The organism is Raoultella sp. (assembly GCF_039594335.1).
Taxonomy (GTDB): domain Bacteria; phylum Pseudomonadota; class Gammaproteobacteria; order Enterobacterales; family Enterobacteriaceae; genus Klebsiella.
On sequence record NZ_JBCNNS010000032.1, the window covers coordinates 1 to 25,788 of the forward strand.

Sequence of the window (25,788 nt, forward strand, 5' to 3'; positions counted from 1 at the left end):
AGCCGACGATCAGCAGCGGTAGCAGTGCGATCAGTTGTTGTGGAGTTATTGTCATGGCGAATTACGGCCTTGTAGTAGAAACAGAATTAACAAACCACTGCTGAATGTTGCTCATCGCAGCATGGGAGGTGTCGAGAATCGGCTGCGGGAAGAAGCCCAACAGCACCAGCAGCACCACCAGCAGCAGGATGATAGACAGTTCACGCAGGGACATCCCCGGCAGCTCTTTCGCCGCGACTTCGCTTTTCGCTTTACCGAAGTAAGCGCGATGTAACATCGACAGCGAGTAAACGGAAGCGAATACCAGACCAAAGGTCGAGATCACAGTAATCACCGGCACCACTTTATAACTGCCGAACAGAATCATAAATTCGCCGACGAAGTTACCGGTGCCCGGCATACCCAGGGTTGCCACGGCGAAGAACATTGACATCGCCGGCAGCCATTTAATTTTGCTCCACAGACCGCCCATCTGGCGCATATCGCGGGTGTGCAGGCGCTCGTACAGCTGTCCGCACAGAATGAACAGACCCGCTGCGGACAGACCGTGCGCAATCATCTGAATCACCGCGCCCTGATAAGCCAACTGGCTGCCGGTGTAGATAGCAATCAGCACGAAGCCCATGTGGGAAACGGAGGTGTAAGCAATCAGACGTTTGATATCAGTCTGGGCGAAAGCCATCCACGCGCCGTAGAAGATACCAATAACGCCCAGCCACATGGCGATTGGCGCAAACTCGGCGGAAGCATTCGGGAACAGCGGTAGCGCAAAGCGCAGCAGACCGTAGGCCGCTGTTTTCAGCAAGATCCCTGCCAGGTCAACGGAGCCGGCGGTCGGTGCCTGGGAGTGGGCATCCGGCAGCCAGCCATGCAGCGGAACCACCGGCATTTTCACCGCAAAAGCGATGAAAAAGCCGAGCATCAGCATGTATTCCACGCCATTGGACATCGGCGTTTTCAGCAGATCTTCGTAGTTGAAGGTCCAGACACCGGTCGCGTTGAAGTGGACAAATGCCAGCGCCAGGATGGCAATCAACATCACCAGGCCACTCGCCTGGGTATAGATGAAGAACTTGGTTGCCGCCGTGATACGCGTTTTACCGTCGGAAGCCTTATGGCCCCACAGCGCGATCAGGAAGTACATCGGCACCAGCATCATCTCCCAGAAGAAGAAGAACAGGAACATGTCGATGGCAAGGAACACACCGATAACGCCGCCCAGGATCCACATCAGGTTGAGGTGGAAGAACCCCTGGTATTTCTCGATTTCGCGCCACGAACACAGTACTGCCAGCACGCCGAGCAGACCGGTCAGCACCACCATCAGCAGCGACAGGCCGTCGATTGCAAGGTGAATGCTAATACCGAAGCGTGGGATCCACGGCATCACGAATTCGGACTGCCACTGCGGAATGCCCGCGGATTGCGTCAGAGAATAGCCGCCCTGCATCCACAGCTGCAGGCCAAGTACGAACGTCAATCCCATGGTGATCAGCGCGATCCAGCGCGGCATCTTCACGCCAAAGCGTTCAGTCTGCCAGCACAGAAACCCGCCGATAAAGGGGATTAGTATTAACCAGGGTAATAACATAGCTAAGTATGTCCCTTATATTTATCCTGCTCAGGCTACCTTGCGTGTTAGCCCGAATCCTGCCAGTGCCCACACAAAACGCCTCGCGTTTTGAACGTCCTGAGGACGCCCCCGAAGGGATGAACTTCGCGAAACATCCTCACGTACTCAGTACGCTCCGGCGGCTGCGCGCTGGCGTTATCCGGTCTGACTTCGCCGATGACACCTGTACTTCAGGAACAGATTTCAACGAATTCTAAAAATTTTTTGGGTTCATCATGTCGAATGTCGCTTCGCTTATCCGACCTACGTTCCGGTAGGCCCGGCCAGCGCAGCGCCGCCGGGCAAAACAACCCAACCCACAAACTCAGCGCAGTACCATCAGCAGCGCCAGCACGACAACCGCGCCGATGCTCATGGATGCCACATACCAGCGTAAATACCCGTTCTCGCTAAACAGCAGACCTTTACCTGCAAAGCGGGAGAGAATAGCCGGAATGTTCATCATTGAGTTCAGCGGATCGCTCTTCAGCAGCCACGCGATGCCGAGGAATGGTTTCACGAACACTTTGTCGTACAACCAGTCAAAGCCCCATGCGTTGTACCACCAGGTACCCAGCAGACGGCCCGGCGCGCTGCTGGCGATAGAGGTCACCAGCGTGCGTTTACCCAGCCACAGCCAGGCGGCGATCAGAATACCGGCAATGGCGATAATCCCGGAGGCAATCTCCAGTGTCATCACGCGGCCGTGCTCAAGTTCGGTGGTCTGCGGCAGTACGCCCTGCAGCGGCGGAACAATCAGTGCGCCAACGAAGGTCGACAGAACCAGCAGCACAATCAGCGGCAGGTGGTGGGTCATCCCCTTCCCTGCGTGCGCATGGATTTGCTCTTTACCGTGGAAGACGATGAAGATCATCCGGAAGGTGTAGAGCGAGGTCATAAATGCGCCGACCAGACCCGCAACCATCAGATTGATATGCCCATTCGCCATCGCACCAGCGAGGATTTCGTCCTTACTGAAGAAGCCTGCGGTGATCAGCGGCAGAGCGGACAGCGCCGCCCCCCCCACCAGGAAGCAGACATACACCAGCGGGATCGACTTACGCAGGCCGCCCATTTTGAAGATGTTCTGCTCGTGGTGGCAGGCCAGAATGACCGAACCGGACGAGAGGAACAGCAGCGCTTTAAAGAACGCATGAGTCATCAGGTGGAAAATCGCCGCATCCCATGCCTGTACGCCCAGCGCCAGGAACATGTAGCCAATCTGGCTCATGGTGGAGTAAGCGAGTACGCGTTTGATATCGGTCTGAACCAGCGCGGCAAAACCTGCCAGCACCAGCGTCACCGCCCCGACGATACCGACCAGATGGAGAATTTCCGGGGTCATCAGGAACAGGCCATGGGTACGGGCAATCAGGTAGACGCCAGCGGTCACCATGGTGGCGGCGTGGATCAGGGCAGAAACCGGCGTCGGGCCAGCCATGGCGTCCGCAAGCCAGGTCTGCAGCGGCAGCTGCGCCGATTTACCGACCGCGCCGCCCAGCAGCATCAGGGTTGCCCACCACAGCATGTTGTTGCCGGCTTCAAAGTGCGCAGGCGCCAGTTCAACCATTTCGCGGAAGTTCAGGGTACCTAGCTCGTTGTAGAGAATGAACAGCGCGAAGGCGAGGAAGACGTCACCGACACGGGTGACCACGAAGGCTTTCATTGCAGCGGCGCCGTTCTTCGGATCGGTGTAGTAGAAACCGATCAGCAGATAGGAGCACAGGCCCACGCCTTCCCAGCCGAGATACATCAGCAGCAGGTTATCGGCCAGTACCAGCACCACCATGCTCGCGATAAACAGGTTGGTGTAGGCGAAAAAGCGGGAGTATCCCTCTTCACCGCGCATATACCACGAGGCGAACATGTGGATCAGGAAGCCAACACCGGTGACCACGGAAAGCATGGTCAGCGAGAGACCATCCAGCACCAGATTAAAACCGATGTTGAAATCCCCCACCGACATCCAGGTCCACAGCGGCACGCTGACCGCCTGTTTGCCGTTAGCAAAGAAGTCGACGCCGACAAAGGCGGTCACCAGCGCCGCCAGACCGACTGACCCCATTCCCACGGTAGCGGAGAGGTTTTCCGACCAGCGGCCACGGGAGAATGACAGCAGAACAAAGCCAATCAATGGCAAAAGAATGGTTAAGGCAAGCATGTTCATCCACGCAACTCACTTACTGAATCGATGTTCAGGTTCTGGCGGCGACGATGGAGCTGCAGCAACAGCGCCAGGCCGATACTCGCTTCCGCAGCCGCGAGGCTGATGGCGAGGATATACATTATCTGACCGTCGGTCTGACCCCAGTAGCTGCCTGCGACCACGAAAGCCAGCGCCGCGGCGTTGATCATGATTTCCAGGCTAATCAGCATAAACAGCAGATTGCGGCGGATAACCAGCCCCGTCAGGCCGAGCACAAACAGGATCGCGGCGAGGATCAGCCCATGTGTTAAGGGAATCATGCGTGTTCCTCCGTTTTTCTTTTGTCGCTATCGCCCTGACGGTTGCTCAGCACTTCACCAGCGCGCTCTTCGCGGCCAATGTGGAAGGCAACAACCAGGCCGGCAAGCAGCAGCATGGAGGCCAGCTCCACCGCCAGTACGTACGGCCCAAACAGCGCAATACCCACTTCTTTCGCGCTCATTGCCGCGCCATCAATCCCCTGATCGTTAAGACCGAGGATGGCATACACGATAACCACCAGCAGTACCGCGGACAGGATGGCCGGGCCAATCCAGATCCCCGGCTGCAGCCACTTGCGTTCCTGCTCGATTTCACTGCCGCCCAGGTTGAGCATCATCACCACGAACACAAACAGCACCATGATGGCCCCGGCGTAGACGATAATTTCCAGCGCACCGGCGAAGTAGGCTCCCAGCGAGAAGAACACTCCGGCAATCGCCAACAGCGAAATAATCAGGTACAGCAGCGCATGCACCGGATTGGTGTGAGTGATCACCCGCAAGGTCGCGAGAATGGCGATGAGGCCACAGATATAAAAAGCGAATTCCATTGCCCTCTCCTTACGGTAACAGGCTCTTGACGTCGATAGGTTTAGCTTCGTTCTCTGCTTCGCCCTTATCTTTGCCGTCGATTGCCATACCCGCCATCCGGTAGAAGTTATATTCCGGGTATTTGCCCGGACCGGAAATCAGCAGATCCTCTTTTTCGTACACCAGATCCTGACGCTTGTATTCACCCAGTTCGAAGTCCGGGGTCAACTGAATCGCCGTGGTCGGGCACGCTTCTTCACACAGACCGCAGAAAATGCAACGTGAGAAGTTGATACGGAAAAATTCCGGGTACCAGCGGCCATCTTTGGTCTCTGCTTTTTGCAAAGAGATACAGCCTACCGGACACGCTACCGCGCACAGGTTACAGGCAACACAGCGCTCCTCACCGTCCGGATCGCGCGTCAGCACGATACGCCCACGGTAGCGCGGCGGCAGATATACCGGTTCTTCCGGGTACATCTGGGTCTCACGTTTGGCGAAGGCATGCATCCCGATCATCCAGATACTGCGGACCTGGGTGCCAAACCCCACCAATAATTCTTTTAAGGTCATGGTCAATTCACCCCTTATTGCGCCTGCCAGAGAATGACAGCCGCCGTTACCAACAAGTTGATCAGCGTTAACGGCAGGCATACCTTCCAGCCAAAGGACATCACTTGGTCATAGCGCGGACGCGGTAATGATGCGCGGATCAAAATGAACATCATCATGAAGAACGCGGTTTTCAGCGCGAACCAGATGAACGGAGGTAACCATGGGCCATTCCAGCCACCGAAGAACAGCGTCACGATCAGCGCTGAAACGGTGACAATCCCGATATATTCACCGACAAAGAACAGACCGAACTTCATGCCGGAATATTCGATGTGGTAACCATCGGCCAGTTCCTGCTCAGCTTCCGGTTGGTCAAACGGGTGACGGTGACAAACCGCCACGCCGGCGATAGCAAAGGTGACAAAGCCGAAGAACTGCGGAATCACGTTCCACAGATGCGCCTGGTTATTGACGATATCGCTCATGTTGAACGATCCCGCCTGTGCCACCACCCCCATCAGCGACAGACCGAGGAACACTTCGTAGCTCAGGGTCTGCGCGGATGCACGCATCGCCCCCAACAGCGAGTATTTGTTGTTACTCGACCAGCCAGCGAACAGCACGGCGTAAACCGCCAGACCGGCCATCATCAGGAAGAACAGGATGCCGATGTTCAGATCGGCGACCACCCACGTCGGGCTGACCGGCACGATAGCAAACGCCAGCAGCAAGGACGTAAAGGCGATAACCGGTGCCAGAGTAAAGATAACGCGGTCGGTAAAGCGCGGAATCCAGTCCTCTTTAAAGAACATCTTGATCATGTCGGCGACGAGCTGCAGCGAGCCGCCCCAGCCGACACGGTTTGGTCCGTAGCGGTTCTGGAACAGGCCCAGCAGACGACGTTCGCCAAAGCTCATGAACGCGCCGCAGGTCACCACCACCAGCAGAATCACTACTGCCTTGAGGATGCTTAACAAAATGTCGATGAGATCCGGTGTTAACCAACTCATACTTTCGCCTCCTGCAGAGTGTCAATACGTGCTCCGGTCAGTACCGGCGCAATTCCCGGCATGCCCATCGGTAAACCCACCTGCCCTGCCGTCAGTCCCGCAGAAATCACCAGCGGGAGGCTGAGCGTCTGGCCTTCAACGCGGAACGAAATCATCGCGCCTTCATTGACGCCAAGCTTCGCGGCATCGGCCGGGTTCAGCTTGATATAGGGCTGCGGCATGCGGCTCTGGAAGACCGGGGAACGCTGCGACAGTTCATCGCTGCCAAACAGATGATAGTACGGCGCAATACGCCATTGACCTTCTTCAGCCTGGAAGCCTGCCGGCACCGCGGTAAAGTACTCAAGCCCGCTGGTGGAAGCTTCAATCAGACGTACGCCAGGATCGCCATGACGCAGTTTTCCACCCACCTCATCCTGGAACTTGTTCCACGCCTGCGGGGAGTTCCAGCCCGGAGCCCAGGCGAACGGAATTTGCGAACGCGGTGCAGACGGCTGGTTGTTCCCTTCCATCGAGAAGGCGAACATCGTGTCTTTATCCTGCGGCTGGCGGGGTTCATGCACGCTGATATTGGCACGCATCGCCGTGCGGCCACTATAACGATGGGGTTCACGAGCCAGCTTCTGCCCACGAATACGGAAGGTCGCGTCCGGTGCGGCATCTTTAATACCCGCCAGCTGCGGCAGCTTAGCAATAGCGGCATCAATCACATGATCCAACTGCGTCCAGTCAACCTGACGGTTGTCGACGGTGCTGTGCAGTGAGTGCAGCCAGCGCCAGCTTTCCAGCATCACGGTATTCGCATCGTAGTAAGTCGGGTCGTAGACCTGGAAGAAACGCTGCGCGCGCCCTTCGTTGTTGACCACGGTTCCGTCGCTTTCGGCGAAGCTCGCCGCAGAAAGCACCAGGTGCGCTTTATCCATAATTGCGGTGCGTTGATGGTCAACAACCATCACCAGCGGCGCTTTAGCCAACGCGGCGTCAACGCGCGCGGCAGAAGCGTGACGATGCAGATCGTTTTCCAGCACCACCACTGCATCGGCAGCGCCAGTTTCCAGCTCGCTCAGTGCCTCTTCCAGAGAGCCGCCGCCAATCATGCCAAGGCCCACGCTGTTCACCGCACGGGCCACCATAGTGACACCGACGTCAATACCGCGGCCTTTCAGCGCTTTCGCCACGTTAGCCGCTGCCTGAATGATTTCAATGCTGCCGGCGTTGGTCCCGGAGACAATCAGCGGTTTCTTCGCTCCAGCCAGCGCCTGAACGATCACGTCAATTTTGCCCTTCAGATCGCTGCTCAGTCCGTCCACCGCCGGTGCGGTTTCATCCAGCGCATGGGCAATGGCAAAGCCGAGACGCGCCTGATCTTCGACCGGCGCGCGATAGGTCCACGCGGCAACATCGTCAAGACGGGTGTCGTCAATATTAGTGACGAACAACGGATGCTTCGCGCGTTGACCGATATTGAGGATCGCGGCGATCTGCCAGTCGGCAACTTTCTGCGCCGCCGCCATTTCACGCGCTTTCCCTTTCACCGCCTGACGCACGGCCAGCGCAACGCGGGCGCCAGTCTGGGTAATATCTTCCCCGAGAACCAGAACCGCATCGTAGGATTCAATATCGCGCAGCGTCGGGGTATGAATACCACCATCGCGCAGCACAGTCAGCATCATCTGCAGACGTTCCTGCTCGGCTCTGGCGATGCCAGTATAGAAGTTTTCAGCCCCGACCAGCTCGCGCAGCGCAAAGTTGCTTTCAAGGCTGGCGCGCGGAGAACCGATACCAATCACCTTTTTCGACTGACGCAGAATATCCGCTGCGCCCTGCATTGCCTGTTCGGCATTAAGGGTAATCAGATCGTCGCCACGGCGCTGAACCGGCTGGCGCGGACGGTCTTTCAGGTTCACATAGCCATAGCCAAAACGGCCGCGGTCGCAGAGGAAGTAGCGGTTAACGGTACCGTTGTAACGGTTTTCGATACGGCGCAATTCACCATAGCGCTCGCCCGGGCTGATGTTACAGCCGATGGAGCACTGCTGGCAGATGCTCGGCGCAAACTGCATATCCCATTTACGGTTGTAACGCTCGGAATGCGTTTTGTCGGTAAAGACGCCGGTCGGGCAGACTTCAACCAGGTTACCGGAGAATTCGCTTTCCAGCGTGCCATGTTCCGGACGGCCGAAATAGACGTTGTCATGGGCACCGTAAACGCCAAGGTCGGTACCATCTGCATAATCTTTGTAGTAACGCACGCAGCGATAGCAGGCGATGCAGCGGTTCATTTCGTGAGAGATGAACGGCCCCAGGTCCTGGTTACGGTGGGTACGCTTGGTGAAACGGTAGCGGCGGAAGCTGTGACCGGTCATGACGGTCATATCCTGCAGGTGGCAGTTGCCCCCCTCTTCACAGACCGGGCAGTCGTGCGGGTGGTTGGTCATCAACCACTCCACCACACTCTCGCGGAACTGCTTCGCTTCGCCGTCGTCGATAGAAATAAAGGTACCGTCGGATGCCGGTGTCATACAGGACATCACCAGGCGACCACGCGTGTCTTCCGCGTTTTGATATTGCTTCACCGCACACTGGCGGCAAGCACCGACGCTCCCAAGCGCCGGGTGCCAGCAAAAGTAGGGAATATCAAGACCAAGAGAGAGACAGGCCTCTAATAGGTTGTCCGCTCCGTTGACCTCGTATTCTTTGCCGTCTACATGAATCGTAGCCATTAGCATGCTTCCAAATTAAAAAATCGTTACCACTTTGTCATTCAGGCCGCCGCATTGGCGCAGGCTGAACGAGCTTGTGGAGACATTACCAGCGCGTCTTAAGCAGGTTCGGCTGAATCCCGTTGATAGCATGGGTATTACTGAACTGCTGCTTAATGCCTGCTTCGAATTCGTCACGGAAATATTTAATGGCGCTCTGCAGCGGTTCTACCGCACCTGGCGCATGCGCACAGAAGGTTTTGCCCGGACCAAGGAACCGACACAGTTGCTCAAGTGTCTCGATATCGCCCGGCTGGCCTTCACCGCGCTCCAGAGCGCGCAGAATTTTCACACTCCACGGCAGACCGTCACGGCACGGTGTACACCAGCCGCAGGACTCGCGGGCAAAGAACTCTTCCAGGTTACGTACCAACGACACCATGCCAATCTCGTGGTCAACGGCCATCGCCAGCGCGGTCCCCAGACGGCTCCCCGCTTTACCAATACTTTCGAATTCCATCGGCAGGTCAAGATGCGCTTCGGTCAGAAAGTCGGTCCCCGCGCCGCCCGGCTGCCAGGCCTTAAACTTAAGGCCGTCACGCATGCCGCCAGCGTAATCTTCCAGAATTTCGCGCGCGGTGGTCCCGAACGGCAGCTCCCAGACGCCCGGATTTTTCACCCGGCCAGAGAAGCCCATCAGCTTGGTACCGGCATCTTTGCTGGTTGAAATGTTCTGATACCACTCGACGCCATTGGCCAGAATCGCCGGGACGTTACACAGGGTTTCCACGTTGTTCACGCAGGTCGGTTTACCCCAGACGCCGGAGCTCGCCGGGAACGGCGGCTTGGAACGCGGGTTGGCGCGACGGCCTTCGAGGGAGTTAATCAGCGCGGTTTCTTCACCACAGATATAACGCCCAGCCCCGGTGTGGACAAACAGTTCAAAATCGAAACCGGTGCCGAGAATATTTTTGCCCAGCAGACCGGCTTCGGTCGCTTCGGCAATCGCACGGCGTAAATGTACCGCCGCTTCAATATATTCGCCACGCAGGAAGATGTAGCCACGGTACGCTTTCAGCGCAAACGCGGAAATCAGCATGCCTTCCACCAGCAGGTGTGGCAGTTGCTCCATCAACAGACGGTCTTTATAGGTGCCCGGCTCCATCTCATCGGCATTACACAGCAAGTAGCGGATGTTCATGGATTCGTCTTTCGGCATCAGGCTCCACTTCAGTCCGGTGGAAAAACCCGCGCCGCCGCGTCCTTTCAAACCGGCGTCTTTTACCTGATTGACGATCTCATCCGGCGCCAGGCCCAGCAGTGCCTTACGCGCGCCAGCATAGCCATTTTTGCTCTGATACTCTTCCAGCCATACCGGCTGTTTATCATCGCGCAGTCGCCAGGTCAGCGGATGCGTTTCGGGAGTGCGGATCACTGTCTTCATTTATACTGCTCCAACAGGTCAGGAATCGCCTCCGGCGTCAGATAACTGTGAGTATCCTCATCAATCATCATCGTCGGTCCCTTGTCGCAGTTGCCCAGACAGCAGGTCGGCAGCAGAGTGAAGCGGCCATCAAAGGTGGTTTGACCCGGTTTGATGTCGAGCTTTTTCTCGATAGCTGACTGAATGCCCTGGAAGCCGGTAATATGGCAAACCACGCTATCGCAATAGCGAATAACGTGACGGCCAACCGGCTGGCGGAAGATCTGGCTGTAGAAAGTGGCGACCCCTTCCACGTCGCTGGCCGGGATCCCCAGCACGTCGGCGATCGCGTAGATCGCGCCATCCGGCACCCAACCGCGCTGTTTCTGAACGATCTTCAGCGCTTCGATGGACGCCGCACGTGGGTCTTCGTAGTGGTGCTTCTCGTGCTCAATGGCCTCACGCTCTGCCGCACTCAGCTCAAAAGCCTCGGTTTGTGGTTGTTGATTCTCGTGCATAATTAGCGGTCCACGTCTGACATAACAAAATCGATACTACCCAGATAAACGATCAGGTCGGATACCAGGCTGCCGCGAATCGCCGACGGGATCTGCTGCAGGTGCGCATAGCTCGGCGTGCGGATACGGGTACGATAGCTCATGGTGCTGCCGTCGCTGGTCAGGTAGTAACTGTTAATACCCTTCGTCGCTTCGATCATCTGGAAGGATTCGTTGGCCGGCATTACCGGGCCCCAGGAAACCTGCAGGAAGTGCGTAATCAGGGTTTCGATATGCTGCAGCGTGCGCTCTTTCGGCGGCGGCGTCGTCAGCGGGTGATCCGCTTTGAACGGGCCTTCCGGCATGTTATCGAGACACTGCTGAAGAATGCGCAGGCTCTGGCGTAGTTCTTCGACTTTCAGCATCACGCGGGTATAGCAGTCAGAGATCCCGCCACCGGTTGGCACTTCAAAGTCAAAGTTTTCATAGCCAGAATAGGGGCGCCATTTACGCACGTCGAAACCAATCCCCGTTGCGCGCAGGCCCGCACCAGTCGTGCCCCACTCCAGCGCTTCTTTAGCGTTATAGGCGGCAACGCCTTTCGAACGGCCAATCAGAATGCTGTTGCGCAACGCGGCTTTCTCGTAAGAGTCCAGACGCTTTGGCATCCACTCAAGGAACTCACGCAGCAGGCGATCCCAGCCGCGCGGCAGGTCATGCGCTACACCGCCGATGCGGAACCACGCCGGGTGCATACGAAAACCGGTAATGGCTTCCACCAGATCGTAGATCTTCTGACGGTCGGTAAAGGCAAAGAACACCGGCGTCATCGCGCCAACGTCCTGAATAAAGGTTGAGATGTACAGCAGATGGCTGTTAATGCGGAACAGCTCAGAGAGCATAACGCGAATCACATTCACGCGATCCGGTACGGTGATCCCCGCCAGTTTTTCAACCGCGAGGACATACGGCATCTCATTGACGCAGCCGCCAAGATATTCGATACGGTCGGTATACGGAATGTAGCTGTGCCAGGACTGACGTTCGCCCATTTTCTCAGCACCACGATGGTGGTAGCCGATATCCGGTACGCAATCGACAATCTCTTCACCATCAAGCTGCAGAACGATACGGAAAGCACCGTGGGCAGACGGGTGGTTCGGGCCGAGGTTAAGGAACATGAAGTCCTCGTTTTCGGTCCCGCGCTTCATGCCCCATGCTTCCGGCTTAAAGGTCAGCGCTTCCATTTCCAGATCCTGCTTGGCTTTAGTCAGCTCAAACGGATCGAACTCGGTAGCGCGCGCCGGGTAGTCTTTACGCAGCGGATGGCCTTCCCAGGTCGGCGGCATCATGATGCGCGTCAGGTGCGGGTGGCCTTCGATATCAATACCGAACATTTCCCACGTTTCGCGCTCATACCAGTTGGCGTTGGGGAACAGTTTGGTAAAAGTCGGCACGCGCAAATCGTTTTCGGACAATGCTACCTTGAGCATAATGTCACGATTGCGTTCAATGGAAATCAGGTGATAGAAAACGGAAAAATCCGCGGCGGGGAGCCCGTCACGGTGGGTGCGAAGACGTTCGTCCATACCGTGCAGATCGAACAGCATGACGTAAGGTTTCGGCAATTTCTTCAGGAAATCACCCACCTCCAGCAGCTGTTCGCGCTTGACCCAGACCACCGGAACACCGGTGCGGGTAGGTTGAACGGTAAAGGCATCCGGCCCAAAACGATTGCGCAGTTCGCCGATCACCGGGTCATCAAGGTGATCGCGGGTTTGCCAGGCTGGTGCGGCGTCATGCGCATGTAAATCGGTCATATTGTTCACCATTGCAAAAGGTCCGTGGTGACTGCCGGGCGAGGCTTCGCTGCTTTAGTAGATTGATTTGCGAAGTGTTATTCCGCCGCCCGCAGGCGCAAGTTAAATCTCGTCCGGTGTCCGCAGATTGGTCACTGCAATGCGTTCACCACGTTTACGCTCGCGTTCCGACTGCATGTTGGCGCGGTATACGCCCTGATCGCCAACCACCCACGAGAGCGGGCGACGTTCTTTACCAATGGACTCCTGCAGCAGCATTAGCGCCTGCATGTAAGCTTCCGGACGTGGCGGGCAGCCCGGGATGTAAACATCAACCGGAATAAACTTGTCCACGCCCTGGACGACAGAATAAATATCGTACATCCCGCCGGAGTTGGCACAGGCGCCCATAGAGATAACCCACTTAGGTTCCAGCATCTGGTCATACAAACGCTGAATGACTGGCGCCATTTTGGTGAAACAGGTGCCAGCGACAACCATCAGGTCCGCCTGACGAGGAGAAGCACGCAGTACCTCGGCACCAAAACGCGCAACGTCATGCACCGCAGTGAATGACGTTACCATTTCAACATAGCAGCATGACAGGCCGAAGTTGTAGGGCCAGATCGAGTTCTTGCGGCCCCAGTTCACCATGTCATGCAGCGCATGTTCGAGTTTCCCCATATACACGCTTTTATTGACTTCTTGCTCCAGGGGGTCAGTTACGATCTCCTGTTTCTGCAGGGGATAACGGTCGTTCTCACCGTTAGGATCTATGCGGGTGAGCGTATAATCCATCTTATTGCCTCGCTTTTACTGCATATGACGGTTAGTGGGACTGTCTGTTTCTGAATTAACCAGCGTGCGACGGGAACGCGCAGGAGTCCAGTCCAGTGCGCCGATACGAACGAGGTAAACCAGACCTGCCAGTAGCACTAAAATGAAAATTGCGGCTTCCACAAAGCCAACCCAGCCGCTTTCGCGGATAGAAGTCGACCATGCGTAGAGATACAGAGCTTCCACGTCGAAGATAACGAAGAACATGGCAACCAGATAAAACTTCGCAGAAAGACGTAAGCGAGCCGAACCAACGGAGTCGATCCCCGATTCAAACGGCGTGTTCTTGCTACGCGCACGCGCGCGACCGCCGAGGTACCAGCCCCCGACAAGCATCAGGCAGCACAGGCCGATGGCAATGATGAGAAATATAGCGAATGCCCAATGATGAGCGATGACTTCAGTGGATGTTGACATACGCATTGCTTAACCAAAAAAGTGTAGCGCTAAAACCTCTGCTCTTGCTGGCAGATGAACGCCACAGCGTTTCACGGGGAGGAATAAAAAATAACCTTGCAAAAAAGCGTCCCTACTTAGCGTAGAAGGCTGTATGCGGTGGCTTTTTACCCCTTTCTTTAACCTTTTGTCAACTTCAACAAAAGTTTTAACAACATTAATTTACATTAGATTTTTTTCATTAACATTAAATGCCCTTTTATGCGGAATAACCTTGCATACAAACCGGATTTAGTGTTGTTGAATCGTGTCCGTTTCTGTTGTAAATCAAAATACCCGTCTATTTTGACAGGATTTAGCCTCGATTCCTCCCCCTCAGGAGGGGTATTTTTTTGATCTGTGACACGGTTTTGTTAATTAAACCTATAAAACAGCAACAATCTGGCCGGTTTTTTAACATTAGCATGAAGTATTGAAAGTGCAGGGAAAAGTCGGGGAGCGAACACGACATTGAATGTAACTTATTGATAAATAGCTCAATAAAACAACAAAATATTAAAAACCCCTGTAAAATAAGAAAAAAAAGAACCGCAAGGCATAATTCAAACCTTAGCGGCTCTTTTTTACACTTACAATTTGTTACCAGCTTTTTGTGATCTGTGTAACTAACTCCACTCAGGAAACAAGGGAATTATCTCCCCCTTCCGGGGTAAACGTAGTCTCAGACGACCAGGGGTTATAATCCAGGGTCAGCGACTGGAAAATAGCCTGCGCCGACTCGCTTATCCTGTGCGCATTACAGCTCAGCACATATTGCGTATCCGGTAGAGCAGGAAGTCCCTCATTCTTGCCGACAACCCGCAGCTCAGAGCTCATCGTTTCTACCGGTCGGGCGGTAACACCAAGCCCTGCCTTTACCGCCGCTTTGACACCCGCAAGCGTCGAGGCGGAATGGGCCAGATGCCACGGTGCGCTGGCGGCATTCAGCGCGGCAATGATGTCCTCACGAAACGGGCACGGCTCTTCAAGCAGGATCAGCGGGATCGTCTCCTCCCGCGGTAACGCATAATCGGCAGCGCAGTACCAAAGCGTTGGCGAGGTGCGTAGAATCAGCGTAGCAAAATCCGCCGTCTGGTGAGTCGTCAGCGCGAGATCAATCGCGCCGCTCGCCAGCATATCCACCACCTCAGCATGATTAAGAACCTTAATTTCCAGCGTCAGTTTCGGATAGAAGCTGCCGATCCGGTTCAACAAAAACGGTAAAATAGTCTCGGCTGTTTCTTCAGATGCACCAATCGTTAAAATCCCTTGCAGGCTGCTGAACATCAGCGACATACAAGCTTCATCATTAAAGCGCAGAATTTTGCGGGCGTAGCCCAGCAGTTGAATACCCTGCTCGGTCAGCAATTTATTCCGCCCATGGCGGGCAAAGAGCTCTTTTCCGACCAGCTGTTCCAGACGTTGCATCTGTTGGCTTACGGCAGACTGAGTTCGGCATACCGCTGCTGCAGCGGCGGCAAAAGTGCTCAGTTCGGCGACAGCAACGAATGTTCTCAGCAGATCAAGGTCGAGATTCAGTATCGGACGATTTGCATTTATCATATTTCTTCACTTACAGGTGGCGAATGCGCACCTGCCTTGTTGATGCTGTGCTCCAAGTTTCCGGCTATTCCTTGAGCCTTGTGCCATTCACAAACGGAATGTGCAGCTGGATGAACGTTATTGCATGTGAAAGTACTCGCCCGCGACAAGTGCGCGAAACGTCTGAGTCATATATTGTTCGTAGTTTTACGCTTTCTATTACATCGTTCTGATTTCTGTGACAACCTTCATAAAAAGGTCTCTACAGCAAGGATGATTTCGTCTGCATCCCTGCACATCCACTGTAAAAAGCGAAAAAAACAAACAGAAAAAGCCTGCAATAACAATATATTAATAACTTACCTGCCTAAAAACAGGCTCTTAATCGATATTAACGCCGGTATCCTAACCGAAAACTGAATTATTTATAAGGTCTAATCATTATTATTAAAGCTAATTTTTAATTTTTTTTCATGACTTTAATTTAATTAACAAAAAGAAAATTCCAGATTGTAAAAAAATAAAAACATTTTAATTAATTAAATATCCTTATTAAGCATATTTAACATTACCGTTACAGCCACACGCTTTCTAGTTATACGCTTTTTCGGACTCACCGGCTTGCCATGCGCAAAAAATAACCATCGGCACTACAACCAGGACATCAAACCATATAAATATTCAATCAATGGCGGAAAAAACACAATTATTAACCATTAAAACACCACTTAAAGGCATATTCTATAAAACACCAAGGCAATCAACAGACAAATCAATTAAACAAAAAAAATCACATAAGCAAAATCTTCTCCTGCTAACCCTTCAAAACCTCGGGGATGAAGAGTACATTGTTCCGTGCTGACTTCCACGGCAGGGAGTGGCGATAACAGCTAAAAGGTCAAAGATTCATGTCCCCTATCGAAAAATCCAACAAGTTAGATAACGTCTGTTACGACATCCGTGGCCCGGTTCTGAAAGAGGCAAAACGCCTTGAAGAAGAAGGCAATAAAGTCCTGAAACTGAACATCGGCAACCCGGCGCCGTTTGGCTTTGACGCCCCCGACGAGATCCTTGTTGATGTTATTCGCAATCTGCCTACCGCCCAGGGTTATTGTGACTCTAAAGGCCTCTACTCGGCGCGTAAGGCTATCATGCAGCACTATCAAGCGCGCGGTATGCGCGATGTGACGGTCGAAGATATTTATATCGGTAACGGCGTCTCAGAACTGATTGTGCAGGCTATGCAGGCGCTGCTGAACAGCAGTGATGAAATGCTGGTTCCGGCACCGGATTATCCGCTGTGGACAGCCGCCGTCTCGCTCTCCAGCGGCAAAGCGGTACACTATTTGTGCGATGAATCTGCCGACTGGTTCCCGGACCTCGACGACATTCGCGCAAAAATCACCCCACGTACTCGCGGCATCGTGATTATTAACCCGAACAACCCTACCGGTGCGGTGTATTCGAAAGAGCTGCTGATGGAGATCGTTGAGATTGCCCGCCAGCACAACCTGATCATTTTCGCCGATGAAATCTACGACAAGATCCTCTACGACGAAGCCCAGCACCATTCGATCGCCGCGCTGGCTCCCGACCTGCTGACGGTGACCTTTAACGGCCTGTCCAAAACCTACCGCGTTGCCGGTTTCCGCCAGGGCTGGATGGTACTGAACGGACCGAAGAAACACGCAAAAGGCTATATCGAAGGTCTGGAGATGCTGGCTTCCATGCGTCTGTGCGCTAACGTACCGGCGCAGCACGCGATTCAAACCGCATTAGGCGGTTATCAAAGCATCAGCGAGTTTATCGTTCCCGGCGGCAGACTTTACCAACAACGCAACCGCGCCTGGGAGTTGATTAACCAGATCCCCGGCGTTTCCTGCGTGAAGCCGCAGGGCGCGCTGTACATGTTCCCGAAAATCGACGCGAAGCGCTTTAATATTCACGATGACCAGAAAATGGTGCTCGACTTCCTGCTACAGGAGAAAGTCCTGCTGGTTCAGGGAAGCGCCTTTAACTGGCCGTGGCCGGATCATGTGCGTATCGTCACCCTCCCGCGTGAGGACGATCTGGAAATGGCGATTTCTCGCTTTGGTCGCTTCCTCTCCGGCTATCACCAGCTCGGATAAATGTTTGCCTGGCCGTCGGTATTTGCATCTGGCGGCCATCCCTGCGCACAATAGGACCCGATGTTGTCACTGATTAAGGGTTGCTATGAGTCAGAGTCATTTCTTTGCCCACCTCTCTCGCCTGAAGTTAATTAACCGTTGGCCGCTGATGCGTAATGTACGGACCGAAAACGTCTCCGAACACAGTCTGCAGGTAGCGATGGTTGCCCACGCGCTGGCCGCGATCAAAAACCGGATGTTTGGTGGCAAGGTTAACGCCGAGCGAATCGCCCTATTGGCGATGTACCACGATGTATCGGAGGTGTTAACCGGCGATCTGCCGACGCCGGTCAAATATTTCAACTCGCAGATTGCGCAAGAATATAAAGCGATCGAGAAGATTGCCCAGCGGAAGCTTATCGACATGGTTCCTGACGAACTACGCGATATCTTTGAACCGCTGATCGACGAGCATCGCTATAGCGAAGATGAGCAATCGATCGTCAAACAGGCCGACGCACTCTGCGCCTACCTGAAATGCCTCGAAGAGCTGTCGGCCGGCAATAATGAGTTTTTACTGGCCAAAGGTCGGCTTGAGAAAACGCTGGCGTCCCGGCGCAGCGAGGAGATGGACTACTTTATGCAGGTCTTCGTCCCAAGCTTCCAGCTGTCGCTGGATGAAATCAGCCAGGATTCCCCGCTGTAAGTGTACTGTGCCCCGGCCTGGGCTATGCGCGCCAGACCGGGACCACGCCGTGGCAGGTTAAAACGGAAACAGCATCGGAACAAGCAGCACGCAGACCACCATCACCAGGATGGTGAACGGCACGCCAATCTTCACAAAATCACTGAAGGTGTATTTTCCCGGCCCCAGCACCAGCGTGTTAACCGGCGAAGAGACCGGCGTCATAAAGGCAGCCGAAGCCGCCATCGCCACCACCATGGCAAAAGGATAAGGTGAGACGTCCATTGATTTCGCCGCCGCCAGGGCGATCGGCGCCATCAGTACCGCCGTGGCAGTGTTGGAAATAAACAGACCGATAGCCGCGCACATCACGAACAAACACCCCAGCATCACGTAAGGACCTTTGCTGCCGGCAACATCCATCAACCCTTCCACCACCAAATCAACGCCGCCGGTTTTTTGCAGCGCCAGCGCAAAGGGCATCATCCCGACGATTAATATAATGCTTGGCCAGTGAATCGCTTTATAAGCGCTCTCCGCATTAATACAGCGGAATTTACCCATCAGCAGGCAGGCGATAATCGCCGCTATTGGGTTGGGGATCTCGTCGGTGAGCATCAGGGCGACCATCAGCACCAGGCAAAAGATGGCGTGCGGCGCCTGGCTGTGCGCGGGCGACGCATCGTTCACCTCAACGGGCATATTCAATACGACAAAGTCACGACCGCGTTTCGCCAGCAGGCCTATCTGGCGCCAGTTTCCGACCACCAGCACGATATCACCAAGCTGCAAAAACTCATCGACGAGCGAACCATCCATCGCTTTGCCGTCGCGCTTAAGGCCGACAATATTGAGCCCGAAGCGGGTGCGAAAACCGATCTCACGGACCGTTTTACCGATCAGTTCCGAATCCGGAATCAGCGCCACTTCGGCCATCCCCACATCCAGCGCCTGATCTGAAAAGTATTCGCCACGCAGTACCATCGGTTCGAGCATTTGCTCGCCGCAGAACTGGCGTAAATCAACATCCGATGCGGACATATCGATCAGTAGCACGTCGCGGGCGCGGAACTCGGAGACGCCGTTCACGTTGACGATAACCCGGCGAAAACGGCGCCAGCGCTCTACACCGATCACGTTGGCGCAGTAGCGTTCACGCAGCCTGAGGTCATCAAGGCGCTGACCAATCATCGGAGAACCCGGACGAATGGCCAGACGACGGGCCCGGCCGGTCAGGTGGTACTCTTTGATTAAATCGCGAAAGGTGCTCCTTTTACGTCCGTCCCGCGGATGGTCGCTCTCCCCACCTCTGAGCATAAAGCGCACCGCCAGCATATAGATGACACCCAACAGCAGTACCACCAGGCCAATCGGCGTGACGCTAAAAAAGCTGAATCCCTGCAGACCTTCACGTAACAGTTCACTGTTCACGACCAGGTTCGGCGGCGTGGCGACCAGCGTCATCATCCCGCTGATCAGCCCGGCAAAGCTGAGCGGCATCATCAGGCGCGATGGCGACGTATTCATCCGCATGGAAACGCTGAGCACAACCGGAATAAAGACAGCCACCACACCTGTTGAACTCATAAACGCGCCAAGCCCGGCGACGGTCAGCATCAGAAAGACCAGCATTTTCGTTTCGCTGTTGCCAGCCACATTCACCAGCCAGTTGCCGACATTGGTCGCCACCCCGGTACGGACCAGGCCATCGCCGATAATAAACAGCGCCGCAATAAGAATGACGTTCGGATCGCTAAAACCCGAGAGCGCTTCGCTGAGCGTCAGCGTATCGCTGAGGACAAAGGCGACAATCACCAGCAACGCAATCGCGTCCATGCGCACTTTCCCGCTGGCAAAGAGCACAACCGCAACGGCAAGAAGAGACAACACCCAAATCAGTTCACCGTTCACAACTTATCCTTGTCTGAAGATGGAGCTGGAATTTTTGCATAAAAAAGCCCCGATCATACGGGGCGACGTCATGAGATTAGTCTTTAACCGAAACATTCACGTTCCCGTCCGCCGTGCGAACGACGGCCAGGCTTGCGAGGGACGTTAAAACCAAATCCGCCTCGTTCAGACGTGGCGTATCTGCCGGCACGTTCACGGCGATAGTCCGGCAGCCCGCCGCCAGACCGGAAAACAAACCGGCTGGCGCATCCTCGACCACAACGCACTCCTGCGGCGCCAGCGCTAAGCGTTCCGCTCCGAGCAGATAGGCATCCGGCGCCGGTTTCCCCTGCTTCACCTGCTCAGCAGTCACGAAAACGCGGGCATCAGGCAGGCCGGCTGCGCGATGACGCGCATGGGCAATAGGCACCGAACCTGAAGTAACGATAGCCCATGGGATCCCGGCGTCATCCAGAGTGGTCAGCAGCGCCACCGCCCCCGGCAGTGCCGTGATACCATCGGTATCCGCCGCTTCAACTGCTTCAAGCCAGCGGAACTCCGTCTGTAATTCCTCTTCGCTGCGCCCCGGCAGAAAATGGCGTAAAGAGGTTATCGCCTGCTTGCCATGAATAAAGTTCAGCACTTCATCGTGCGGAATGTCGAAACGATCCGCCCATTTGCACCACGAGCGCTCCACCATCGGTAATGAATCGACTAACGTCCCGTCAAGATCAAACAGGAAACCTTTACAGTGCACGGAAACCTCCATCAGGCATTAATAATTTGATTAATTTCGTTGCTGCTTAAATGGTACTGACGCGGGCAAGCGTGCCAGGCGTTGAGCATACGCTGGTATTTATCCCACATCGGCGTCTGTGAGTTAAAGCCATGGGTGCCGGCGTCGAAGTGGCTATAGCGCCCCTCAACATTGACGATAAAGCGAACATAGCCGAGGAAACGCGCTTCGGTTGCGACATCAAATCCGAGGAAGGTGACCCGACGTTCGTCGATTTCACTTGCGTCCTTCAGGTTCGTCCAGGAGACATGCAGCGCATGATACATTTCCATAATATCAATGATGGTACGGCAGGTTTCTTCCGTCAGTTGGCCAAACTCGCGATCCAGTTCGCGCATTTGCAATCCGTATCCACGCTCGATGATGGTCTGTAGACGGCGGTAACGTTCAGCGTTGTCCGGGTCGAGCATCGTCATCATCTTGTACTGATTAGATAAAATCAGACGCTGCGCATTGGTCATTTCCATGTTTTGACTCCTGTAGCACTTTACGGCGTGAAAAAAGAAGGCGCATTAATTATGCGCCTTCTTTTATATGCGTTTTCCTTAATGAATTACAAATCATCAAGGAAAGTTTTATCCAGTTGTTTGAAGGCGCGCTTAAGCGTGTCAGCTAATGCCTGATAATCCGGCTTGCCATCGACCGGCGCCAGCGCCTGTCCTGCCTCCTGCAATTTGCCACGCACTTCATAAAACCAGTTCAGCACCGACGGCGGCAGCGGCGTCACCGAACGCTTACCCAGCCACCATAATCCCTGCATAGGCAAACTCAAGGCAAACAGCGCGGTCGCCACCGCCGGCCCCAACTGCCCGCCCAGCGCAATTTGCCAGCACAACGTAAAGACCGCTATCGGTGGCATGATGCGTATGGCGTAACGGGTTGCGCGAATAATGCGGTTTTCAATAAATACCGGAGCGAGGCGTTTGTCCAAAGGCCAGGTCTTTGCGTAGTACTGCCCGCGACGGAACAAGCTAAAGAAGCTGATGGGACGATTATCGGGGGTCGACATGGCTTTACCTCAACTTTAAATATAAAACTTAAAAAATTTGTGCAAAACACCAACTATGCATGACAACGTTCAAAACATTTTGGCAATGGCTGCGGCAATCAGGTATCCTGTGCCCGCCTGAAAGGGCGATAGACCCTTTGACCAGGTGAGTCAAATTATCGCACATTCCGCCATTGGCTGAAAATTATGCAAAATGGCATAAAATCAAATGTACTTCTCCCATCGTGCCCGAAAACAGAACAAGGCATGATGTTAATCATAAATGTCGTTGTCATCCTGCGCTACGCTTTGTGACACACTGACGTTTTTTTAGCCACGTATCATAAAAGGTACTTCCATGTCGAGTAAGTTAGTACTGGTTCTGAACTGCGGTAGCTCCTCACTGAAATTTGCTATCCTTGATGCCGTCAACGGTGACGAATATCTGTCTGGTTTAGCTGAATGTTTCCATCTTCCTGAAGCACGTATTAAGTGGAAAATGGACGGCAGCAAACACGAAGCAGATTTAGGCGCTGGCGCCGCTCACAGTGAAGCGCTTAACTTTATCGTTAACACTATTCTGGCACAAAAACCAGAACTGTCTGCTCAGCTGACCGCAATCGGCCACCGTATCGTTCACGGCGGTGAAAAATACACCAGTTCCGTGGTCATTGATGATTCCGTTATCCAGGGCATCAAAGATTCCGCCTCTTTCGCTCCGCTGCACAACCCGGCTCACCTGATCGGTATTGCTGAAGCGCTGAAATCATTCCCGCATCTGAAAGAGAAGAACGTTGCCGTATTCGACACCGCCTTCCATCAGACTATGCCGGAAGAATCCTATCTGTATGCCCTGCCGTACAGCCTGTACAAAGAGCACGGCGTACGTCGCTACGGCGCTCACGGCACCAGCCACTTCTACGTGACTCAGGAAGCGGCTAAGGTCCTGAACAAGCCGGTTGAAGAGCTGAACATCATCACCTGCCATCTGGGCAACGGTGGTTCTGTTTCTGCTATCCGCAACGGTAAATGTGTTGACACCTCTATGGGTCTGACCCCGCTTGAAGGTCTGGTCATGGGTACCCGCTCTGGCGACATCGACCCGGCTATCATTTTCCACCTGCACGACTCCCTGGGCATGAGCGTTGATGCTATCAACAAAATGCTGACCAAAGAGTCTGGCCTGCTGGGCCTGACCGAAGTCACCAGCGACTGCCGTTATGTTGAAGACAACTACACCGACAAAGCCGATGCTAAACGTGCAATGGACGTTTACTGCCACCGACTGGCCAAGTACATCGGCTCCTACACCGCGCTGATGGAAGGTCGTCTGGATGCCGTTATCTTCACCGGCGGTATCGGTGAAAACGCCGCCATGGTTCGTGAACTGTCTCTGGGCAAACTGGGCGTACTGGGCTTTGAAGTTGATCACGAGCGTAACCTTGCTGCCCGTTTCGGCAAGTCTGGCTTCATCAACAAAGAAGGCACCCGCCCGGCTCTGGTCATCCCGACCAACGAAGAGCTGGTTATCGCGCAAGACGCCAATCGTCTGACTGCCTGATTCCACACCGCCAGCCTAGCTGGCGGTGCTGTTTTGTATCCCGCCTGATACTGGCGGTAACGAAAGAGGATATATCGTGTCCCGTATCATCATGCTGATCCCTACCGGAACCAGCGTTGGCCTGACCAGCGTCAGCCTCGGTGTTATCCGTGCAATGGAACGCAAAGGCGTTCGTCTGAGCGTCTTTAAACCTATCGCCCAACCGCGTGCTGGCGGCGATGCGCCAGACCAGACGACCGCCATCGTTCGCGCTAATTCAAGCCTTCCGGCTGCTGAGCCGCTGAAGATGAGCCACGTCGAGTCGCTGCTGTCCGGCAACCAGAAAGACGTGCTGATGGAAGAGATCATCGCTAACTATCACGCCGCGACTCAGGATGCTGAAGTGGTCCTGGTAGAAGGTCTGGTCCCGACCCGTAAACACCAGTTTGCTCAGTCTCTGAATTTCGAAATCGCCAAAACGCTAAACGCGGAAATCGTCTTCGTGATGTCTCAGGGTACCGACACCCAGGAGCAGCTGAACGAACGTATTGAGCTGACCCGCAACAGCTTCGGCGGCGCGAAAAACAGCAACATTACCGGTGTTATCGTCAACAAGCTGAACGCACCGGTTGACGAGCAGGGGCGTACCCGTCCCGATCTGTCGGAAATCTTCGATGACTCTTCCAAAGCGAAAGTCGTGAAGATCGATCCGGCTCAGCTGCAAACTAGCAGCGCTCTGCCGGTTCTGGGCGCGGTGCCGTGGAGCTTCGATCTGATCGCAACGCGTGCGATCGATATGGCTCGCCACCTGAATGCCACCATCGTCAACGAAGGTGACATCAACACCCGCCGCGTGAAGTCTGTAACCTTCTGCGCGCGCAGCATCCCGCACATGCTGGAACACTTCCGCGCGGGTTCCCTGCTGGTGACTTCCGCAGACCGTCCTGATGTTCTGGTGGCCGCCTGCCTCGCCGCGATGAACGGCGTTGAAATCGGCGCGCTGCTGCTGACCGGTGCTTACGAAATGGACGCGCGCGTCAGTAAGCTGTGCGAACGTGCATTTGCGACCGGCCTGCCGGTCTTTATGGTAAACACCAACACCTGGCAGACCTCCCTGAGCCTGCAGAGCTTCAACCTGGAAGTTCCGGTTGACGATCATGAGCGCATTGAGAAAGTTCAGGAATACGTTGCCAACTACATCAATGCTGACTGGATTGAGTCTCTGACCGCGACTTCCGAACGTAGCCGCCGTCTGTCTCCGCCAGCCTTCCGCTACCAGTTGACCGAGCTGGCGCGCAAAGCGGGCAAACGCGTTGTTCTGCCGGAAGGTGACGAGCCGCGTACCGTTAAAGCCGCAGCGATCTGCGCAGAGCGCGGTATTGCAACCTGTGTCCTGCTGGGTAACCCGGATGAGATCAACCGCGTTGCTGCCGCTCAGGGCGTCGAGTTGGGCGCGGGTATCGAAATCGTTGATCCGGAGGTGGTTCGCGAAAGCTACGTCGCTCGTCTGGTTGAACTGCGTAAGAGCAAGGGGATGACCGAAGCGGTTGCCCGCGAGCAACTGGAAGACAACGTGGTTCTCGGTACGCTGATGCTGGAACAAGACGAAGTCGACGGCCTGGTTTCTGGCGCGGTTCACACGACCGCCAACACCATCCGTCCGCCGCTGCAACTGATCAAAACAGCACCGGGCAGCTCTCTGGTTTCTTCCGTGTTCTTCATGCTGCTGCCGGAACAGGTTTACGTTTACGGCGACTGCGCAATCAACCCGGATCCGACCGCAGAACAGCTGGCTGAAATCGCTATTCAGTCCGCCGATTCCGCTATCGCTTTCGGCATTGAGCCGCGCGTAGCGATGCTCTCCTACTCCACCGGTAATTCTGGTGCCGGTAGCGACGTCGAGAAAGTTCGTGAAGCGACTCGTCTGGCGCAGGAAAAACGTCCTGACCTGATGATCGACGGCCCGCTGCAGTACGACGCTGCGGTGATGGCTGACGTAGCGAAATCCAAAGCGCCGAACTCGCCGGTGGCTGGCCGTGCGACCGTGTTCATCTTCCCGGATCTGAACACCGGTAACACCACTTATAAAGCCGTACAGCGTTCTGCTGACCTGATCTCGATCGGGCCAATGCTGCAGGGTATGCGTAAGCCGGTAAACGACCTGTCTCGTGGCGCGCTGGTAGATGATATCGTCTACACCATCGCCCTGACCGCGATTCAGTCTTCTCAGCAGCAGCAGTAATGTTGCTCTGAGATCAAAAAAGGCAGCACGATGGCTGCCTTTTTCTTTTGGTCGACTGCCAAGCCGAATCGATATCTGAGCCTGGTGGGCCGGATAAGCGAAGCGCCATCCGGCCAAAAAGGCGCCCCTG

At 54.8% G+C, this 25,788-nt stretch carries 21 protein-coding genes; 4 read left to right on the forward strand and 17 right to left on the reverse strand.

Features of this window, described 5'->3' with window-relative positions; all coding sequences use genetic code 11:
- Positions 1-61 precede the first annotated feature (61 nt).
- The 13 genes from nuoM to ACZAHD_RS07985 all read right to left on the reverse strand — a co-directional run bounded on the left by nuoM (position 62) and on the right by ACZAHD_RS07985 (position 15,430).
- Positions 62-1,591 carry an NADH-quinone oxidoreductase subunit M gene (gene nuoM / locus ACZAHD_RS07925; RefSeq protein ID WP_462456287.1) on the reverse strand — a complete coding sequence of 510 codons (1,530 nt, stop codon included), beginning with the start codon at positions 1,589-1,591 and terminating at the stop codon, positions 62-64.
- Between the two features lie 346 nt (positions 1,592-1,937).
- Positions 1,938-3,779, reverse strand: coding sequence for an NADH-quinone oxidoreductase subunit L (gene nuoL / locus ACZAHD_RS07930; RefSeq protein WP_462456288.1), 1,842 nt, complete (start codon positions 3,777-3,779; stop codon positions 1,938-1,940).
- The gene (nuoK, locus tag ACZAHD_RS07935; RefSeq protein WP_004865088.1) at positions 3,776-4,078 is read right to left on the reverse strand and encodes an NADH-quinone oxidoreductase subunit NuoK; all 303 of its coding nucleotides are present in this window, start codon (positions 4,076-4,078) and stop codon (positions 3,776-3,778) included. Before nuoK ends, nuoL begins: the two co-directional genes overlap by 4 nt.
- On the reverse strand, positions 4,075-4,629 hold the full coding sequence (gene nuoJ, locus ACZAHD_RS07940) for an NADH-quinone oxidoreductase subunit J (RefSeq protein WP_462456289.1): 555 nt from the start codon (positions 4,627-4,629) through the stop codon (positions 4,075-4,077). The genes nuoK and nuoJ overlap by 4 nt, the downstream gene beginning before the upstream one ends.
- Before the next feature lie 10 nt (positions 4,630-4,639).
- Positions 4,640-5,182 (reverse strand): NADH-quinone oxidoreductase subunit NuoI, encoded by a 543-nt coding sequence (gene nuoI, locus ACZAHD_RS07945; protein WP_004865092.1) that lies wholly within the window; start codon positions 5,180-5,182, stop codon positions 4,640-4,642.
- 14 nt (positions 5,183-5,196) lie between these two features.
- The gene (nuoH, locus tag ACZAHD_RS07950; RefSeq protein ID WP_462456290.1) at positions 5,197-6,174 is read right to left on the reverse strand and encodes an NADH-quinone oxidoreductase subunit NuoH; all 978 of its coding nucleotides are present in this window, start codon (positions 6,172-6,174) and stop codon (positions 5,197-5,199) included.
- A complete protein-coding gene (nuoG, locus tag ACZAHD_RS07955; RefSeq protein WP_462456291.1) occupies positions 6,171-8,897 on the reverse strand; it encodes an NADH-quinone oxidoreductase subunit NuoG in 2,727 nt (908 codons plus the stop codon). Before nuoG ends, nuoH begins: the two co-directional genes overlap by 4 nt.
- An 85-nt stretch (positions 8,898-8,982) precedes the next feature.
- Complete coding sequence (gene nuoF / locus ACZAHD_RS07960; RefSeq protein ID WP_004865097.1) at positions 8,983-10,320, reverse strand: NADH-quinone oxidoreductase subunit NuoF; 1,338 nt, start codon at positions 10,318-10,320, stop codon at positions 8,983-8,985.
- Positions 10,317-10,817: an NADH-quinone oxidoreductase subunit NuoE gene (gene nuoE / locus ACZAHD_RS07965; protein ID WP_004865099.1), complete on the reverse strand. Its 501-nt coding sequence runs from the start codon at positions 10,815-10,817 to the stop codon at positions 10,317-10,319. The genes nuoF and nuoE overlap by 4 nt, the downstream gene beginning before the upstream one ends.
- A 2-nt stretch (positions 10,818-10,819) precedes the next feature.
- Positions 10,820-12,628 carry an NADH-quinone oxidoreductase subunit C/D gene (gene nuoC / locus ACZAHD_RS07970; protein WP_462456292.1) on the reverse strand — a complete coding sequence of 603 codons (1,809 nt, stop codon included), beginning with the start codon at positions 12,626-12,628 and terminating at the stop codon, positions 10,820-10,822.
- A gap of 90 nt (positions 12,629-12,718) precedes the next feature.
- Complete coding sequence (gene nuoB / locus ACZAHD_RS07975; RefSeq protein WP_002913178.1) at positions 12,719-13,393, reverse strand: NADH-quinone oxidoreductase subunit NuoB; 675 nt, start codon at positions 13,391-13,393, stop codon at positions 12,719-12,721.
- A gap of 15 nt (positions 13,394-13,408) precedes the next feature.
- Complete coding sequence (gene nuoA, locus ACZAHD_RS07980) at positions 13,409-13,855, reverse strand: NADH-quinone oxidoreductase subunit NuoA (RefSeq protein WP_004865103.1); 447 nt, start codon at positions 13,853-13,855, stop codon at positions 13,409-13,411.
- 648 nt (positions 13,856-14,503) lie between these two features.
- A complete protein-coding gene (locus ACZAHD_RS07985; RefSeq protein ID WP_462456293.1) occupies positions 14,504-15,430 on the reverse strand; it encodes a LysR substrate-binding domain-containing protein in 927 nt (308 codons plus the stop codon).
- Between the two features lie 887 nt (positions 15,431-16,317).
- Between ACZAHD_RS07985 and alaA the strand changes: the two genes are divergently transcribed.
- Together alaA and yfbR are read left to right on the forward strand one after the other, a co-directional pair.
- A complete protein-coding gene (gene alaA / locus ACZAHD_RS07990) occupies positions 16,318-17,538 on the forward strand; it encodes an alanine transaminase AlaA (protein WP_462456294.1) in 1,221 nt (406 codons plus the stop codon).
- A gap of 85 nt (positions 17,539-17,623) precedes the next feature.
- Positions 17,624-18,223, forward strand: coding sequence for a 5'-deoxynucleotidase (yfbR, locus tag ACZAHD_RS07995; RefSeq protein ID WP_462456295.1), 600 nt, complete (start codon positions 17,624-17,626; stop codon positions 18,221-18,223).
- A gap of 57 nt (positions 18,224-18,280) precedes the next feature.
- On the opposite strand, the gene ACZAHD_RS08000 is transcribed toward yfbR, so the two are convergent.
- The 4 genes from ACZAHD_RS08000 to yfbV all read right to left on the reverse strand — a co-directional run bounded on the left by ACZAHD_RS08000 (position 18,281) and on the right by yfbV (position 21,897).
- Positions 18,281-20,113 carry an SLC13 family permease gene (locus ACZAHD_RS08000; RefSeq protein ID WP_462456296.1) on the reverse strand — a complete coding sequence of 611 codons (1,833 nt, stop codon included), beginning with the start codon at positions 20,111-20,113 and terminating at the stop codon, positions 18,281-18,283.
- Between the two features lie 76 nt (positions 20,114-20,189).
- The gene (locus ACZAHD_RS08005; RefSeq protein WP_462456297.1) at positions 20,190-20,861 is read right to left on the reverse strand and encodes a sugar phosphatase; all 672 of its coding nucleotides are present in this window, start codon (positions 20,859-20,861) and stop codon (positions 20,190-20,192) included.
- Complete coding sequence (locus ACZAHD_RS08010) at positions 20,861-21,355, reverse strand: YfbU family protein (RefSeq protein ID WP_004865120.1); 495 nt, start codon at positions 21,353-21,355, stop codon at positions 20,861-20,863. The genes ACZAHD_RS08005 and ACZAHD_RS08010 overlap by 1 nt, the downstream gene beginning before the upstream one ends.
- 86 nt (positions 21,356-21,441) lie before the next feature.
- A complete protein-coding gene (gene yfbV, locus ACZAHD_RS08015) occupies positions 21,442-21,897 on the reverse strand; it encodes a terminus macrodomain insulation protein YfbV (protein ID WP_462456298.1) in 456 nt (151 codons plus the stop codon).
- A gap of 337 nt (positions 21,898-22,234) precedes the next feature.
- On the opposite strand from yfbV, the gene ackA reads away from it, so the two are divergent.
- Both ackA and pta read left to right on the forward strand, forming a co-directional pair.
- Positions 22,235-23,437, forward strand: coding sequence for an acetate kinase (gene ackA / locus ACZAHD_RS08020; RefSeq protein ID WP_462456299.1), 1,203 nt, complete (start codon positions 22,235-22,237; stop codon positions 23,435-23,437).
- Positions 23,438-23,513: 76 nt separating this feature from the next.
- The gene (gene pta, locus ACZAHD_RS08025) at positions 23,514-25,658 is read left to right on the forward strand and encodes a phosphate acetyltransferase (RefSeq protein ID WP_462456300.1); all 2,145 of its coding nucleotides are present in this window, start codon (positions 23,514-23,516) and stop codon (positions 25,656-25,658) included.
- Positions 25,659-25,788: the final 130 nt, after the last annotated feature.